The organism is Hungatella effluvii (assembly GCF_003201875.1).
Taxonomy (GTDB): Bacteria; Bacillota; Clostridia; order Lachnospirales; family Lachnospiraceae; genus Hungatella; species Hungatella effluvii.
In genome coordinates this window covers 14,882-28,155 of record NZ_QJKD01000026.1, presented here as the reverse complement: position 1 = coordinate 28,155, position 13,274 = coordinate 14,882, and the positions used below count along the sequence as shown (strand labels likewise).

Here is a 13,274-nt window from a genome sequence, read left to right as displayed (position 1 = left end):
ATCTATTTCCACTCTTTGCAGGCTTTATTGATGGCTTCTTCCAGTTCTGTTCCGCCCTTGGCGTACCACTCCTGGACAAATTTATCGAAACCGGTCTCGACAGGGACCTCGCCTATGATCATTTCGACAAACCTCGTAACCGTCAGGTCCTGCAGATCAGGGTAGATATCGCTCAACTCGTCTATGAAGATTCCATCCACCGGATTCGGTGTGGCGACTCCCTCTCCCTTTAAAAATTCCATCGCATCGAACAGTTCATCGGAAGAATGTAAAAACAGTGTTTTCTGCGCAATATAGAATTTTTCAAGATCCAGCTCCTGGGCTTTGGCATTATCAATCAGACGTACAACTTTGTCTCCTTCCCATTTATAGTGCTCCCCCTCTTTTCCATACATGATGAAGAGATTTCCTTCTTCCGACATCAGATAGTCAATCAACCGCAGCGCTGCCTCCACATTGGGAGAATCTTTATAAACAAACGTTCTGACCCAGCCTCTCCGGCTGTCCATCCTCTCGCCGACAGGAGCGTCACATCCGCCCTTCAAGACAGGACCATAGACCATCTTTCCTTCCGGATTACTCTGGATAAATGGCTGGTAATAGTTTCTCCAGTTGTTCTTGTCAAATATCTGTAGCTTCGTCGGTCCTGCGCCAAATACGCCTGACTTCACCTTCGACTGCCAGCGATAAGCATCATCCGTCACAAATTCCGGATCAATCAGACCTTCCGAGTACATTTTATTCAAATATACCAGCGCGTCTTTTGCTCCCGGGAGCACCGCGCCGTCAACGATCTTTCCGTCAACCTCCATCCAGTAATTCGGCAGTACTCCGTATGCCCCGAATATATGATCCAGCCATTTAAAGAGTAGCGGCTGATAAGCGCCAAACGCGAACGTATCGTCAATCCCATTTCCATCCGGGTCTTCTTTCGCGGCTTTTTTTGCAAATTCATAGTACTCGTCCAGCGTTTCCGGTACATCCATATTAAATTTCTCCAGCCAGTCCCCTCTGTAAGCCATAATCTCCAGCGGATTCTGACCATCGACGCCAATGCTGTAGATATTGCCATCCTTGTACTTCATCAGTTCCCAGATTTCTTCATCACGCCCGTTTTTTATATTTGGATAATTATCCCAGTATTCATTGATGGGTAAAAGGATATCGGAGGACAGCAGCTTTCCTTCCATGGTCGTCGTCTCACACTGGAAGATATCTGGTATGTTTCCTGAAGCAAGCATGATATTCAGCTTATTATCCATCTCATCCGGTGTTGCCTGGATTATGTTTAATTTCGTATTTGTAATTCTCTCGATCTCCGTTTTCACATAGGAACCGTCCGTAATGTTCATATTATCCAGAAACAATGTCAGTTCAACTGGCTCCCCCGACTCACCGGCCGTCGTTTCACCATTCCCGTTATCCGCGGCTGACGTAGTCTTTTCTTCTGCGGATGTAGCTGGTGAATCTGCATTTCCAGGACTGCATGCCGACAGAAGTGACACTGCCATTGTTACGGAAGCAGCCATGCATAACCCCTTTTTTAACATATTGTTTTTCTTCATAAATCTTCTCCTTGTTTTTAGTTAACATCAAAATCCGGCCGAATTTTTGTCGATGTGTTATAACCTGATACTATTGTAATTATCATTATTTCACAAGAGTAAATTTATCATAATATGATGATATTTTAATCTTTTTCAGCATAATCTATGTTTTTTACTATTATATTGTCTTTATAGACAGGGATAAATGATCAAATATTCATGTTCCCACCGACAAAAAATTCAAAAAAAGAAGCAGCCCGGCGAATACTGAATCCGTCTACTGCTCCTTTTGTGTCGTTGCATGTTGCGTCTCTGCTTTTTGTATTTCTGTATGTTGTACTGCTGTGTGTTGTTCCTCTGCCAGCTCAGTCGTCTTATTTTCTCAAATCTCCACCGCATAATACCGTCCGGAGTATGGCGGCATTGCCAGCACTACCGCTCCTTCCACAACCGGTAGGACTTCTGCCTCTGATTGCCCGCCTCCGTATCTCGCTGTCTCGCTCGACAGAAGCAGTGATAAACGGTCTGCGTCTTCCACCCTCAGTTCATACTCCTCCTGTTCCTCCTCCGAAAAATTGAAGACGGCTACAATCCGCTGTTTTTCGCTTCGTCGTTCAAACGCATAGATCAGCCGCTCCTCCTGATGACAGTCCAGCCATTTAAAGCCGTCCGGTTCATAATCCCGCTCATACAGAGCCGGACTGTTTAAATACAAGCGGTTTAAATCCTCCATGAAGCGGTGAAACGCATCGTGGACCGGATAACGTAATATCTCCCAGTCCTGCTGCCTCTTTTCCTCCCACTCGCGGAGCTGGCCAAACTCATTCCCCATAAAATTCAGTTTTTTTCCGGGATGGGCATACATATAAAGGTAAAGCGCGCGGGCCTGAGGAAATTTCCCCTCATACGCCCCGTACATTTTCTGCAGGATGGTCGCTTTTCCATGGACTACCTCGTCATGGGACAAGGGAAGCAGGTAATGTTCATGATAAAAATACTGCATGGAGAATGTGAGCTGATGATACCTCTCTTTCCTCTCCGACGGAGGTGCCTGTAAGTATGACAGGGTATCGTTCATCCAGCCCATATCCCACTTATAATCGAAGCCGAGACCGCCGTGTTCCACCGGTTTTGTGACGCCCGGATAGACGGAAGAATCCTCAGCAATCAGAAGCGCCTCCGGATGCAGACTTTTAAGGCCTTTGTTCATCTCTTGAAGAAACTGAATTCCATTTCTGTTTTCCCCTCTTGCGGTATCGCCCTGCCAGTAGATTAAATTGCTCACTGCGTCCATGCGCAGACCGTCAAAATGAAATTCCTTCAGCCAGTAATTTCCCGCAGACTGAAGGAAGCTTCTGACCTCCCCACGGGAATGCATGAAATTGCAGCTTCCCCACTCGCTTCTTCCCACATCACTGTGGGGATACTCGTAAAGCGCGGTACCGTCATAGTTCCAGAGCGCATAATCATCCACTGCAAAATGTACCGGCACAAAATCCATAATCACCCCGATCTCATGAGAGTGGCACTGATCGACAAACGCTTTTAACTCATCCGGGGTTCCGTACCGAGAGGTCGGGCTGAAAAAGCCGGTATTCTGATAGCCCCACGACTCATCGGATGGGTGCTCCGACAGCGGCATCAGTTCCACATAATTATAGCTGTTTTCCTCCAGATACGGGATTAGTAAATCCGCCAGCTCAGTATAGGAATACCAGCCATTTACCAGCCCCCCTTCCACATCATTTTCTCCGTCCTTTTCCACACCGTCCACCCGCTCTTTTCTCCGCCAGGAACCGGCATGTATTTCGTAAATATTGAGTGGTTTATCCTGCCCTGTTCTGTGCTTCTTCTGCCATTTGGAATCACGGAACTCATATCCGCTTAAGCTGATGATGACAGAGGCCGAGTGCGGCCGCAGTTCCATAAAGAAGCCATAGGGATCGCAGTGATCAATAAAAGAGCCATCACGCCTGTATATTCTGTACTTGTACATCATCCCGGCTTTTGCCCCTGACACCGTACACTCCCAAAAATTCCCGTCATACACCTTATCCATAGGCGTTTCCTGCCAATCATTAAACTCACCGATTACGGAAATCCGTACCGCATTCGGCGCAAATGTTCGGAACACAGTCCCGCTTTCCAGTACGTGTGCCCCCAAATATTCATAGGCCGAAAACTCTTTCCCCGTATAAAACCCATAGTAATCCATGATGATACCTCCTGCAAATTAGTAATTAGTCCTGATCGTAATTACTCTTAAAAGATAAGCCGTGCATACAAACAGCTGAGTTTACCGTCTAAGATAATAGACAACCGTCTGATTTCCTACTATAATTGATTATATAAAATTTAGTACCTATAATCCATCACCATTTCTGTAAAACAGTTGGATAAACGACTTTTTTGTAAAATCGTCGGAAAGGAGTATCTTGTGGACTTAAGAATAGAAAAAACCAGACAGAGTATTGTCAATGCCTTCCTCGCTCTGCGCTCCGGGAAGCCCCTGGAGAAGATCACGGTTAAGGAGCTGTGTGAAAAGGCCATGATCAATAAGTCAACTTTCTATTTCCATTACGCGGACATCTATGAGCTGTCCGACTCTCTGGAGACGGAAATCGTGACTTCCATCATCAATTCACTGGATCATCCCGAGTATATAATTGAACATCCCGGCGCTTTTACCCAAGAGCTCTTCCTCGCCTATCTTTCCAGAGATGCGTTGATCCAGACACTGTTTTCAGGAAGCCGGAGCGGGTGCCTGATCCAGAAGATTGAGGCCGGTATCAAAGAGCTGATCTTTGAACGACTGCCGGAATACCGGAATGATCCGATCAGAAATATAATCCTGAGCTATCAGATTTATGGCGCATACTATGCATTTTCCGAGAATCGGAATGAAAATACATCCGAGGTTATTGCCGTGCTGGGAAGAATATCGGAGGAGCTGCAGAAGCTGCTACATTAGGTTGTAGAAGCTGCTGCATGAAAAGCCGCTTGACTTTTCCCCGAAAACTGGATATACTAATACCCGGTAAAAGGGAGTAGCTTGCACGTTAATTCGTGTCCTGTGTAGCCGACATTCCCGTTTCCGCAAAAGCTCTGTTCCACCGGGAACAAAATTTTGCCGGAAACCGGTGCACATATAAAAAGCGAGACTTTTATTGCATGATCTTAGTTTATCGTGCAATAAAAGTCTCGCTTTTTTTTGGCCTTCTTCCTTTTAAGCAAGAGCACTTAACAAACGAAAGAGGGAAATTATTTATGATGTACGTATTTCTGATTCTGGGTTTCCTGCTGCTGATCAAGGGAGCCGATTACTTTGTGGAGGCCAGTTCCTCTGTCGCCAGAGCACTGCGCATTCCCAGCATCATCATTGGACTCACCATCGTGGCATTTGGAACCAGTGCGCCGGAATTATCGGTCAGCATATCCGCTTCCATCGCAGGAAATAATGATATCGCGGTTGGAAATGTGATCGGTTCCAACCTGTTTAATCTCCTGGTCGTACTGGGAGCCTGCGGTGCGATCCGCCCGTTTGCCGTCAAGCTTCGCTGGGACTATGCGGCCTCGGCAGCTGTAGCGGTTGTCCTGTTCGCAATGATCTTATTCGATCAGACCGTCGGCCGCGTGGATGGCATCCTCCTTCTGGTCCTGTTTGCGGCATTTGTCGGGCTGACCGTCCGCGACGCCCTGGTCAACCGGATCGTCACCACCGAGGAGGTCAAAACGCTTCCGCCGCTGCGCTGCGCCGTCTACATCGTGGGCGGACTGGCCGCCATCGTCTGGGGCGGTGACTTAGTCGTGGAAAATGCCAGCGCCATTGCCGCGTCTTTCGGTTTAAGCCAGAACCTGATCGGACTGACCATCGTCGCCCTGGGCACATCTCTCCCCGAGCTCGTCACCTCCATCGTCGCCTCCCGAAAAGGCGAGAATGGCCTCGCCCTGGGAAATGTCATCGGCTCCAATATCTTTAATATTTTAATGGTTCTCGGCGCCTCCGCCGCGATCCACCCGCTCCTTGTCAACCCGTTCTCGGTTTATGATATAGGATTCTTAATCATTGCCAGCGCCATTACATGGATCCTCTGCCGCAGCCGGAACCGTATCAGCCGTATGGAGGGGGCTTTCATGCTGGCGATGTATCTGGTGTATTTGATTTATGTGATTGTGAGATAGTTGATTGTAAGATAATGTGATTGTGTATCAGCAGGAAGAAGCATGAATGCATAAATAATGAAAAGCTCCGGGAACGACGTTCTCCCGGAGTTTTTTCTTTCTCTGCCTGTTCTTTGTATCAGAAAATCCTCAAGATTCCATCCATCCGTTCTTCAGCCAAAGAGATTTCCAGGGTTCCTTTCGTACGCTCCTTAAATTCCGCCCGGCTCTCCACAAGACCGAAATCATCGGTAAAGTAAACCGAATATCCTTCTTTACGCGCTGCCATGGAAACCAGGATCACGCAGGATCGATGGGAATATTTCCGAAATTTCAGGCAGCATTCCTCTGTGGTATCATTAAATCTTATAAACTCTATCCACAGATCAAACCCTGTGCTGACATTCCCCGGACGGTAATAGGCTGACGCCCATACAGAGACCGGAGAGGAAAGTCCGCTGAAATGATGAAACCAGCCGCCGCGTCCCGTCTCTATATTTATCTGCTCAAATGTATAATAGCTTCGGTCAACCTCCTGTTTCCAGACTTCCAGTGCCCGATGCGCAATTTCATAGGCAAATTCTCCTTCTCCCATATCCAGCATTGTCTTCCAGATAAACCACTGATGCGGAAACCACACATTTCCATTCCAATAACCATCTTTTATAAAATAACTCGCTGACTGATCCACAGAACTGATGCCTGCTCTGGAAAATAACTCCTCCGGATTCTTGAGATGCGCCAGAAGCCGTTCCTCCTGTTCCCCGGAACACGCTCCCGCAATCAGAGGATAGATCCCTTCCACCGTCTTGTTATAATTTTCTCCGTCTTCTGTTCTGAGGATATGATCCGCTCTCCCCTCTTCGTCGTGAACCAGATAGCCGAAGTATCCGCTTTCCTCATCCCAGGCCTGTGAAAGCGCATCGGTCAGCCTGTTCATATCCTGTTCGTACTGTCTCACGTCTTCCCCGTATCCCAGATGTTCCGCAGCCATAAGAAGTATTTTTGCAGTTCTGATCACCTGACAGGTGGAAATAACCGGTGCGATTCCTCCGGCCGCCGCGTGCTCCTTTACGTACATCTGCGGCGGCAGATCGTCCATACCGCTGCAATTAAAAAAGTAATCGAAGGTCGTCGTCAGACTGCTCTGAAACCTGGCCGTTACGGACCCGTCGCCCCTTCCAGCCAAAAACTCATAATACCGTTTGGCTCTGTCATAATACGCCAGGAGGTGGTCTTTCTCCTCCGTATGATTCAGCATCTCCTGATAAAGATACAGGTGAGTCGGAATCGGGGTTCCATGGTGGACAAATGCGTAATTTTTGTTATCCAATTCCGCAAGATACGTGTCCAGAATGTATTCTGCCAGTCCCTGGTTCATATCACGCAGCCCCATGGCGATCATCCCGGAATCCCATGTATACAGGCTGTCCCATCGTTTTCCCGGCGTATGGTGCTTGATAAATCCATCATCTAAATGGATTGGATACACCACATTTGTAAGCTCTGTCGCTCCCAGAATGCGGGTACTGAGTTCATATGGCCTGCCGTCTTCCTTTAACTGAAAAGAAAATGCATCTGCCCGGCACTCCCGATAGATCCGTTCACAATCCTCTATCGAAATCTCCCACCGCTCATCTCCAATTACTGCATATTCAACGCGGCTCTCTCCTGGCTTAATAAAAATGGATGGGATCATAGAATTATGATAATATCCCGGACTGCTGTGTTTTCTGGGAAATGCATTTCCAAACGGTGCAAGCACATCGTCAAAGGTCTCATCTCCGTTGGAAAGTCTCGATATCCATGCATCTTCCAGGACCCCTGACTCAATGTTCCGAAACTTAACTAATGGGCTGAGCAGAGCAAAACATATTTTTGTATCACACGCGCCGTATTCGTAAGTCAGAGTCCCCTCCTCATGACTGATTGCAGGATGAACCTCGTACTCCTTGCGTTCCGCCCGGACAACCGACCGGTCCTCCCATTCTGTCAGGGCAAAGCAGTCCAGCTCCAAGGCCGAATTCCCATGGGAAATCAGAGATATCGTATGCAGTCCTTCCGGTAATCTCCCAATTGGAATTTCATACAATATGGGACAGCCCTGCTCCGCAGCCCTTGTCCTGGCCCGTGCCGCCTCATCCGAGGCGGCAGAACAATCCTTTTTTTCTCTGACTGCACGCCGGCATTCAGAGTCCGCCGCCACTGTTTTCCTGTCCGCGCCGCCTCCGGTATCATTGCTATCAACGATAACACTGCCGTCTTTCCGGAATACCACATTTTTCCGAAAATTCAACCGGTTCCTCTCGTCGTCCCGGATCTCCAGCAAATAGAAAGCATCTTCTCTATCCTCTTTGATCAGCGCCCGTATATACAGCACTCCACTCACATAATCTTTTGCAGTATTTCTACGGTACCTGACAAAATCACCCTCATCTGCCCCAAAGGAACGGAAATCCCAGTGGCGGATTTCAAAGACGAAATCTTTATTGACCCGGTCTCCCAGTCCATGATGACCAATAAAATCGGGATCGTAAAACTCTCCCTTTTTCGTTCCATCGGGATTTAAACAGTCCCATGGTCTGGGTCTGGCATACTCATACGCATCATAAGATACCGCGTCCCAAAACTCGCACTTATCAGGCAATGCGAGATAATACTCATATGGATAAGGATATTCCATAGCTGCAAAATAATTCAGGCAGCCATACTGAGCTTCCTTCGTCCTGTTGACAAACTCGGTCCTGATTACCACCTTCCCTGCTTCCATTTGGGAAAATGATACCTCCGCGTAACACTGATCCTTCCACTCCAAATCGTATCGATAACTGTAATAACGCAGATCGGCCGCGGCCTGCCACGGATGGTAATTGCTTGGAACGGTCACATTGGGTACCGGCACACCACTGTTGGCCAGTGTCGGAAATACCACCAGATCAAACCTGGCTCCGGGAATCTGTCCGTCTTCGCAGGCCCGGGATACCCCCATGTATTTCTTGGAATACGGTCCCCAGTCAGGAAGATACTCCTTATATATCTCCAGATTTCTCATTTACCTTCTCCCCCTAGCCCTTCACTCCGCCATCCATAATTCCGGAAATAATTTTTTTCTGAAGCAGCAATACTACGATCACCAGCGGAAGTGTCACCACCACGGCGGCGGCTGAGATCAGGTGCCACGGCACCATCGTTTCCGTAGAATAAAGAGTTAATGCCACGGTCACGGTACGAGCCTTCGGTAATGGATTGAAGACTGACGGAAAGATATAATTATTCCACGCATTAATAAACGTCATGATGCTGATTGTAAAAATCCCCGGTCCTATCAGAGGAAGGATGATACTGGTAAATGTCTTTAGAATCCCCGCGCCGTCGATCATTGCACTTTCTTCCATATCGATAGGCACAGTCTGGAAGAAGCTGGTTAAGAACCATACTGCAGTGGGCAGCTCTACCACAGTCAGAACCAATGATAGCCCGATCAGACTGTTCAGCAGCTTCATATTGCTGAGCATATAATACAGAGGATTCAGCAGTGTAACCGGAGGAAGCAGCGATACAGAAAGAAGCAGAATCAGTATCAGCTTTTTGCCCTTTATCTTGGTTCTCGCCAGAGAGTAGGCCGTCATGGAGGCTACAACAATAATGAGAACCGTCGTTAAGGCCGCCACAACAACACTGTTAAAAATATACCTTGCAAATGGCTGTTCCTCAAACGCCTGCCTGAAATTGTCTAAACTCCATACCTCAGGAAATATCTTAACCGGAATAGCCGAAAGCTCTCTCATATTTTTAAAGGATCCCAAGATCAGCCAGAGAAACGGAAGTATCATCATGGAAAGAAACACAATCTGAAACACGGCCAGACCAAACCGGCACAATTTTTTCTTATTCATTGCCATTTACACCTCCAGTTTTGATTTCATACCATCATAAAAGAACATGGCAATTATCAGGGATACAGCAAATGTGAGAACCGCAAGCGCCGCGCCATATCCTAAGTCTCCGAATGTAAAATACTGTTTCATTGTATACATAGTCAGGCTCTGCGTTGCGCTGTTAGGACCGCCGTCCGTAAGGACTTTGACGAGATCGTAAATACGAAAACTCTGTATGGTCCGGAACATGACAGAGACCAGAACTACCGGTTTGATAACCGGAAGTGTAATAAAAAAGAACTGCTGTATCTTTCCAGCACCATCTATGGCGGCTGCTTCATAGATATCTCCCGGAACGGTCTTTAATCCGGAAAGAAGCAGCAGCGACATATAGGGACTTGTTTTCCACACGTCGGCTATGATCATGGAAGAAAATGCACCTTTTGCCCCGGTTACCCACATGACCGGCGAAAGTCCAATCGCCTTTAAAGCCTGATTGATTACTCCAAAGGATTCCGAGAACATATAGGACCACATAAGACCAGATACAATGGTGGGAATACACCACGGAATCAGGATCATCGCTCTCACAAAGCCCTGTCCCTTAAAAGTGCGGTTCATGATCAGCGCACACGCCATGCCCAGCACCGTTTCCAGTATTACGGAAACGACTGTAAATCCCACCGTAAACACCAGCGAAGTTAACATGGTCTTATCCTGAGCCAGTTTTATAAAATTCTGAAATCCCACAAATTTACCGCCCTGACTGAGCGTCTGAATCCGCAGGGAATAAAGACTGGTTTTTAAAGTATTGAGCACGGGATACGCCACAAACAGCAGGAACAGCACCATGGCCGGTATTAAAAACAAATAGGCAACCCGCTGACGTTTTTTCTGATACATAGAAAAGCCTCCTGTAAAATCCGGGGCGTCTTAAGGTCAGACGCCCCTCTGAGTTATCTGGACATAATTTCATCAATTGTCTTCTGCATTTCTTCCAGCATGGGATCCAGCTCGACATTACCCGCCAGATAATTGCCAACTCCGTTCTGGAATGCCGCAGATACTTCCTCGTAATAAGGTGAGGAAGGGCGATTCTTACATTTTGCCGTCATGTCGGCAAGTTCTGCCATATATGGCCGCGCTTCTAATACCTTCTCACTCTTCAGCACTTCCAGATTGGTCGGAATATCACCGTTCATCGAGGTCTGCGTCACGTTCGCATCATAGCCGCAGGCGTATGCTGCAAATAATTCCGCTTCCTCTTTGTGTTCCGAAAATGCAGATACTCCCATATTCCATCCGCCGGAACAGTTGTAGTTCGTATCCTGGTCCTTTCCTCCCGGAAGAGGTGCAATTCCAACCTGATCCGCGATGCCGGACTGTTTCTCGTCAGTTGCTCCGACATAACCGGTCGCCCAGTCCCTTGCATACACTACATTACCGGCATAAAACGGAGCCCTCATATCGGCAGAGGTAAATCCGGTGATTCCTTCAACGGTGATTCCTTCATCAACCAGACGCTTCATCATCTTTAATCCCGCTTTCGTCTCATTGGAATTAATAATGCATGTCCCCTTTTCATCAAGGACGTCTCCGCCAAAAGCCCATACGTATTCGAGTCCCGTACATGTCAGGGATTCATTTTGCTTCCAGGCCGCCGTGAAACCAGACATATTTTCTTCTCCGGCTGTAATTACCCTGCACTGTTCAATCAGCTCATCCCAGGTTTTTGCCGGTTCAAATCCGTATTTATCCAGGATATCTTTTCTATAGAGAAGTGAGCTGACATTTAAATAGAACGGGAGGGCATAAAGCTCATCTCCCAGATAACATCCGGAAATGGCCCCATCCACATACGTTCCTAACTGTTCATCCGTAATTTTTCCTGTTAACGGTTCCAGCCATCCCGCACTCATAAAATTAGTTGTCCACGTTCCATCCATAACCATAACATCAATGGAAGAATCTTTTGCCTGGAGAATGGTGCTGATGGTGGAAAGCTTCTGCGCCGTATCATTAGGCAAGTCTACCAATTCCACAGTAATCCACGGATACTCCTTTTGAAAATCTGAAATAATCTGTTCATTTGCTCCATTGCTGTTGGCATGGCCAAAGTAATGAATCGTCACCGGATCCGTTTTCATGCTTCCGTTTTCTGCAGGCACGGCTGCTTCCGTTTTCTCTGCACCAGTGGATTCCTGACCTGCCGGTGCTTTACAGGCTGTTGTGGATATGGCTGTTGCTGCTGCCAGCAGTACTGCTATAATTCTCTTTTTCATGTTACCCCTTACCTCTCTCATAGATTTATAATCATTGTGAAACTCTTGGTTACAGATTTTAAATCGTTTGTCGTATCTTAAGTTAACGTTAACTGTTTATAACTTACTACTGTGTTCCATATTTGTCAAGTGTATTTAGTAATATTTTAAAATTAATTTTGAATAGATCTGGATAATATTGCATTTTTTCTTTTTTTATATTATAATAAATGCATGCTCAAAGATATATCGTTAACTTTAAATACGCAGTAAGGAGGGCATCATTATGGTAACACTGAAAGATGTCGCCAAAGCCGCCGGTGTCAGTGCCATGACTGTATCAAGAGTCATTCACGGCAACACCTCAGGCGTTTCCCAGGAAACACGTGCAAAAATACAGGAAATTATAGATACAATGGGATACGTTCCCAATGCCTCCGCCAGAAGCCTCGTGGGCAGTTCTTCTCACATCATAACGGTTCTGGTTTCCAAACGTCATTATGAAAACCCGTTGGAATCTCCCTATAATGCGGAGCTTCTCGGAGTTATCGCTAACGCAGTCCAGCAGGAGGGGTACTGCCTTATGGTTCGCCTTGTGGATACTTTTCAGGACATTACCCCCAGCCTTCGATCCTGGCATTCGGAGGGAGCTATTTTTTTAGGGGTATTTGACAGCGAGATGCTTCAGATTCAGAATGACAACAAGATTCCTCTTGTCTTTACGGACAGCTACAGCAGCATGAGGCAGATCATCAACGTCGGAATTGATGATTTTAAGGGGGGCAGCCTGGCGGCGGCTCATCTGGCAGGGCTGGGACACAGGCAATTTGCCTTTATCGGCCCATCCATTCAGGAAAACGGGGTTATTCGTCACCGCTACGAAGGATTCTGTCTCGGTCTCAACGATTTGGGAATCCCCAGCGAGGCAATTACAGCTTATACCAGTGACACCGAAGAACACATGGCCCTGGCACTGGAAGATATTCGCCGGCGTCATGGTGAATTGACGGCCATATTTGCGGCCAGCGATGTCATTGCTGCAAATCTTATTCAGGATCTGCACCACGCCGGTTTCCAGATCCCTGCCGATTATTCGATCATGGGCTTTGATAACCAGCCCATCGGCAGATTCCTGACACCACAGTTGACCACAATTTCACAGGATGTACACCGAAAGGCAGAATTAGCCGTCGAAATCCTTTTCCGCCACATCAAAGATGCAGGAGCCCCTGCAGAAAACATTGTACTGGATGTACAGTTAGTTGAGAGGGCCTCCACTGCTTCGCGGGTTTAGGTACAAAATACGAGTTGCGGAAAACTCCGGGAAATATATTCCCGGAGTTATAAAAAACATATATCAATATTCAAACCAGACACTTCATCACCAGATTAACCATCATTTTCCTTTCCTCCGAACGTCTGATGCT

At 47.1% G+C, this 13,274-nt stretch carries 9 protein-coding genes; 3 read left to right on the top strand and 6 right to left on the bottom strand.

Annotated elements, in window-relative coordinates; genetic code table 11:
* Positions 1–2: 2 nt before the first annotated feature.
* A complete protein-coding gene (locus tag DFR60_RS28160) occupies positions 3–1,565 on the bottom strand; it encodes an extracellular solute-binding protein (RefSeq protein WP_110326340.1) in 1,563 nt (520 codons plus the stop codon).
* A gap of 364 nt (positions 1,566–1,929) precedes the next feature.
* On the bottom strand, positions 1,930–3,762 hold the full coding sequence (glgB, locus tag DFR60_RS28155; RefSeq protein WP_110326338.1) for a 1,4-alpha-glucan branching protein GlgB: 1,833 nt from the start codon (positions 3,760–3,762) through the stop codon (positions 1,930–1,932).
* Between the two features lie 222 nt (positions 3,763–3,984).
* Between glgB and DFR60_RS28150 the strand changes: the two genes are divergently transcribed.
* On the top strand, positions 3,985–4,518 hold the full coding sequence (locus DFR60_RS28150; protein ID WP_110326336.1) for a TetR/AcrR family transcriptional regulator: 534 nt from the start codon (positions 3,985–3,987) through the stop codon (positions 4,516–4,518).
* Between the two features lie 296 nt (positions 4,519–4,814).
* The gene (locus tag DFR60_RS28145; RefSeq protein ID WP_110326334.1) at positions 4,815–5,729 is read left to right on the top strand and encodes a calcium/sodium antiporter; all 915 of its coding nucleotides are present in this window, start codon (positions 4,815–4,817) and stop codon (positions 5,727–5,729) included.
* 118 nt (positions 5,730–5,847) lie between these two features.
* On the opposite strand, the gene DFR60_RS28140 is transcribed toward DFR60_RS28145, so the two are convergent.
* The 4 genes from DFR60_RS28140 to DFR60_RS28125 are packed head-to-tail and all read right to left on the bottom strand — an operon-like array spanning position 5,848 to position 11,868.
* Positions 5,848–8,760: an MGH1-like glycoside hydrolase domain-containing protein gene (locus tag DFR60_RS28140; protein ID WP_110326332.1), complete on the bottom strand. Its 2,913-nt coding sequence runs from the start codon at positions 8,758–8,760 to the stop codon at positions 5,848–5,850.
* Between the two features lie 13 nt (positions 8,761–8,773).
* A complete protein-coding gene (locus tag DFR60_RS28135; protein ID WP_207659585.1) occupies positions 8,774–9,604 on the bottom strand; it encodes a carbohydrate ABC transporter permease in 831 nt (276 codons plus the stop codon).
* A 6-nt stretch (positions 9,605–9,610) separates the two neighbouring features.
* Positions 9,611–10,489, bottom strand: a complete 879-nt coding sequence (locus tag DFR60_RS28130) for a carbohydrate ABC transporter permease (protein ID WP_110326328.1) — start codon at positions 10,487–10,489, stop codon at positions 9,611–9,613.
* A gap of 53 nt (positions 10,490–10,542) precedes the next feature.
* Complete coding sequence (locus tag DFR60_RS28125) at positions 10,543–11,868, bottom strand: ABC transporter substrate-binding protein (protein ID WP_167437751.1); 1,326 nt, start codon at positions 11,866–11,868, stop codon at positions 10,543–10,545.
* A 265-nt stretch (positions 11,869–12,133) separates the two neighbouring features.
* Between DFR60_RS28125 and DFR60_RS28120 the strand changes: the two genes are divergently transcribed.
* On the top strand, positions 12,134–13,141 hold the full coding sequence (locus tag DFR60_RS28120) for a LacI family DNA-binding transcriptional regulator (RefSeq protein ID WP_110326324.1): 1,008 nt from the start codon (positions 12,134–12,136) through the stop codon (positions 13,139–13,141).
* The last annotated feature ends 133 nt before the right edge of the window (positions 13,142–13,274 follow it).

What these genes read in the sequence shown, in the direction of transcription:
- DFR60_RS28120 (WP_110326324.1), top strand. Translation starts at nt 12,134, where the DNA reads ATGGTAACACTGAAAGATGTCGCCAAAGCCGCCGGTGTCAGTGCCATG.
- DFR60_RS28140 (WP_110326332.1), bottom strand. Translation starts at nt 8,760, where the DNA reads ATGAGAAATCTGGAGATATATAAGGAGTATCTTCCTGACTGGGGACCG.
- DFR60_RS28125 (WP_167437751.1), bottom strand. Translation starts at nt 11,868, where the DNA reads ATGAAAAAGAGAATTATAGCAGTACTGCTGGCAGCAGCAACAGCCATA.
- DFR60_RS28135 (WP_207659585.1), bottom strand. Translation starts at nt 9,604, where the DNA reads ATGAATAAGAAAAAATTGTGCCGGTTTGGTCTGGCCGTGTTTCAGATT.
- DFR60_RS28160 (WP_110326340.1), bottom strand. Translation starts at nt 1,565, where the DNA reads ATGAAGAAAAACAATATGTTAAAAAAGGGGTTATGCATGGCTGCTTCC.
- glgB (WP_110326338.1), bottom strand. Translation starts at nt 3,762, where the DNA reads ATGGATTACTATGGGTTTTATACGGGGAAAGAGTTTTCGGCCTATGAA.
- DFR60_RS28145 (WP_110326334.1), top strand. Translation starts at nt 4,815, where the DNA reads ATGATGTACGTATTTCTGATTCTGGGTTTCCTGCTGCTGATCAAGGGA.
- DFR60_RS28130 (WP_110326328.1), bottom strand. Translation starts at nt 10,489, where the DNA reads ATGTATCAGAAAAAACGTCAGCGGGTTGCCTATTTGTTTTTAATACCG.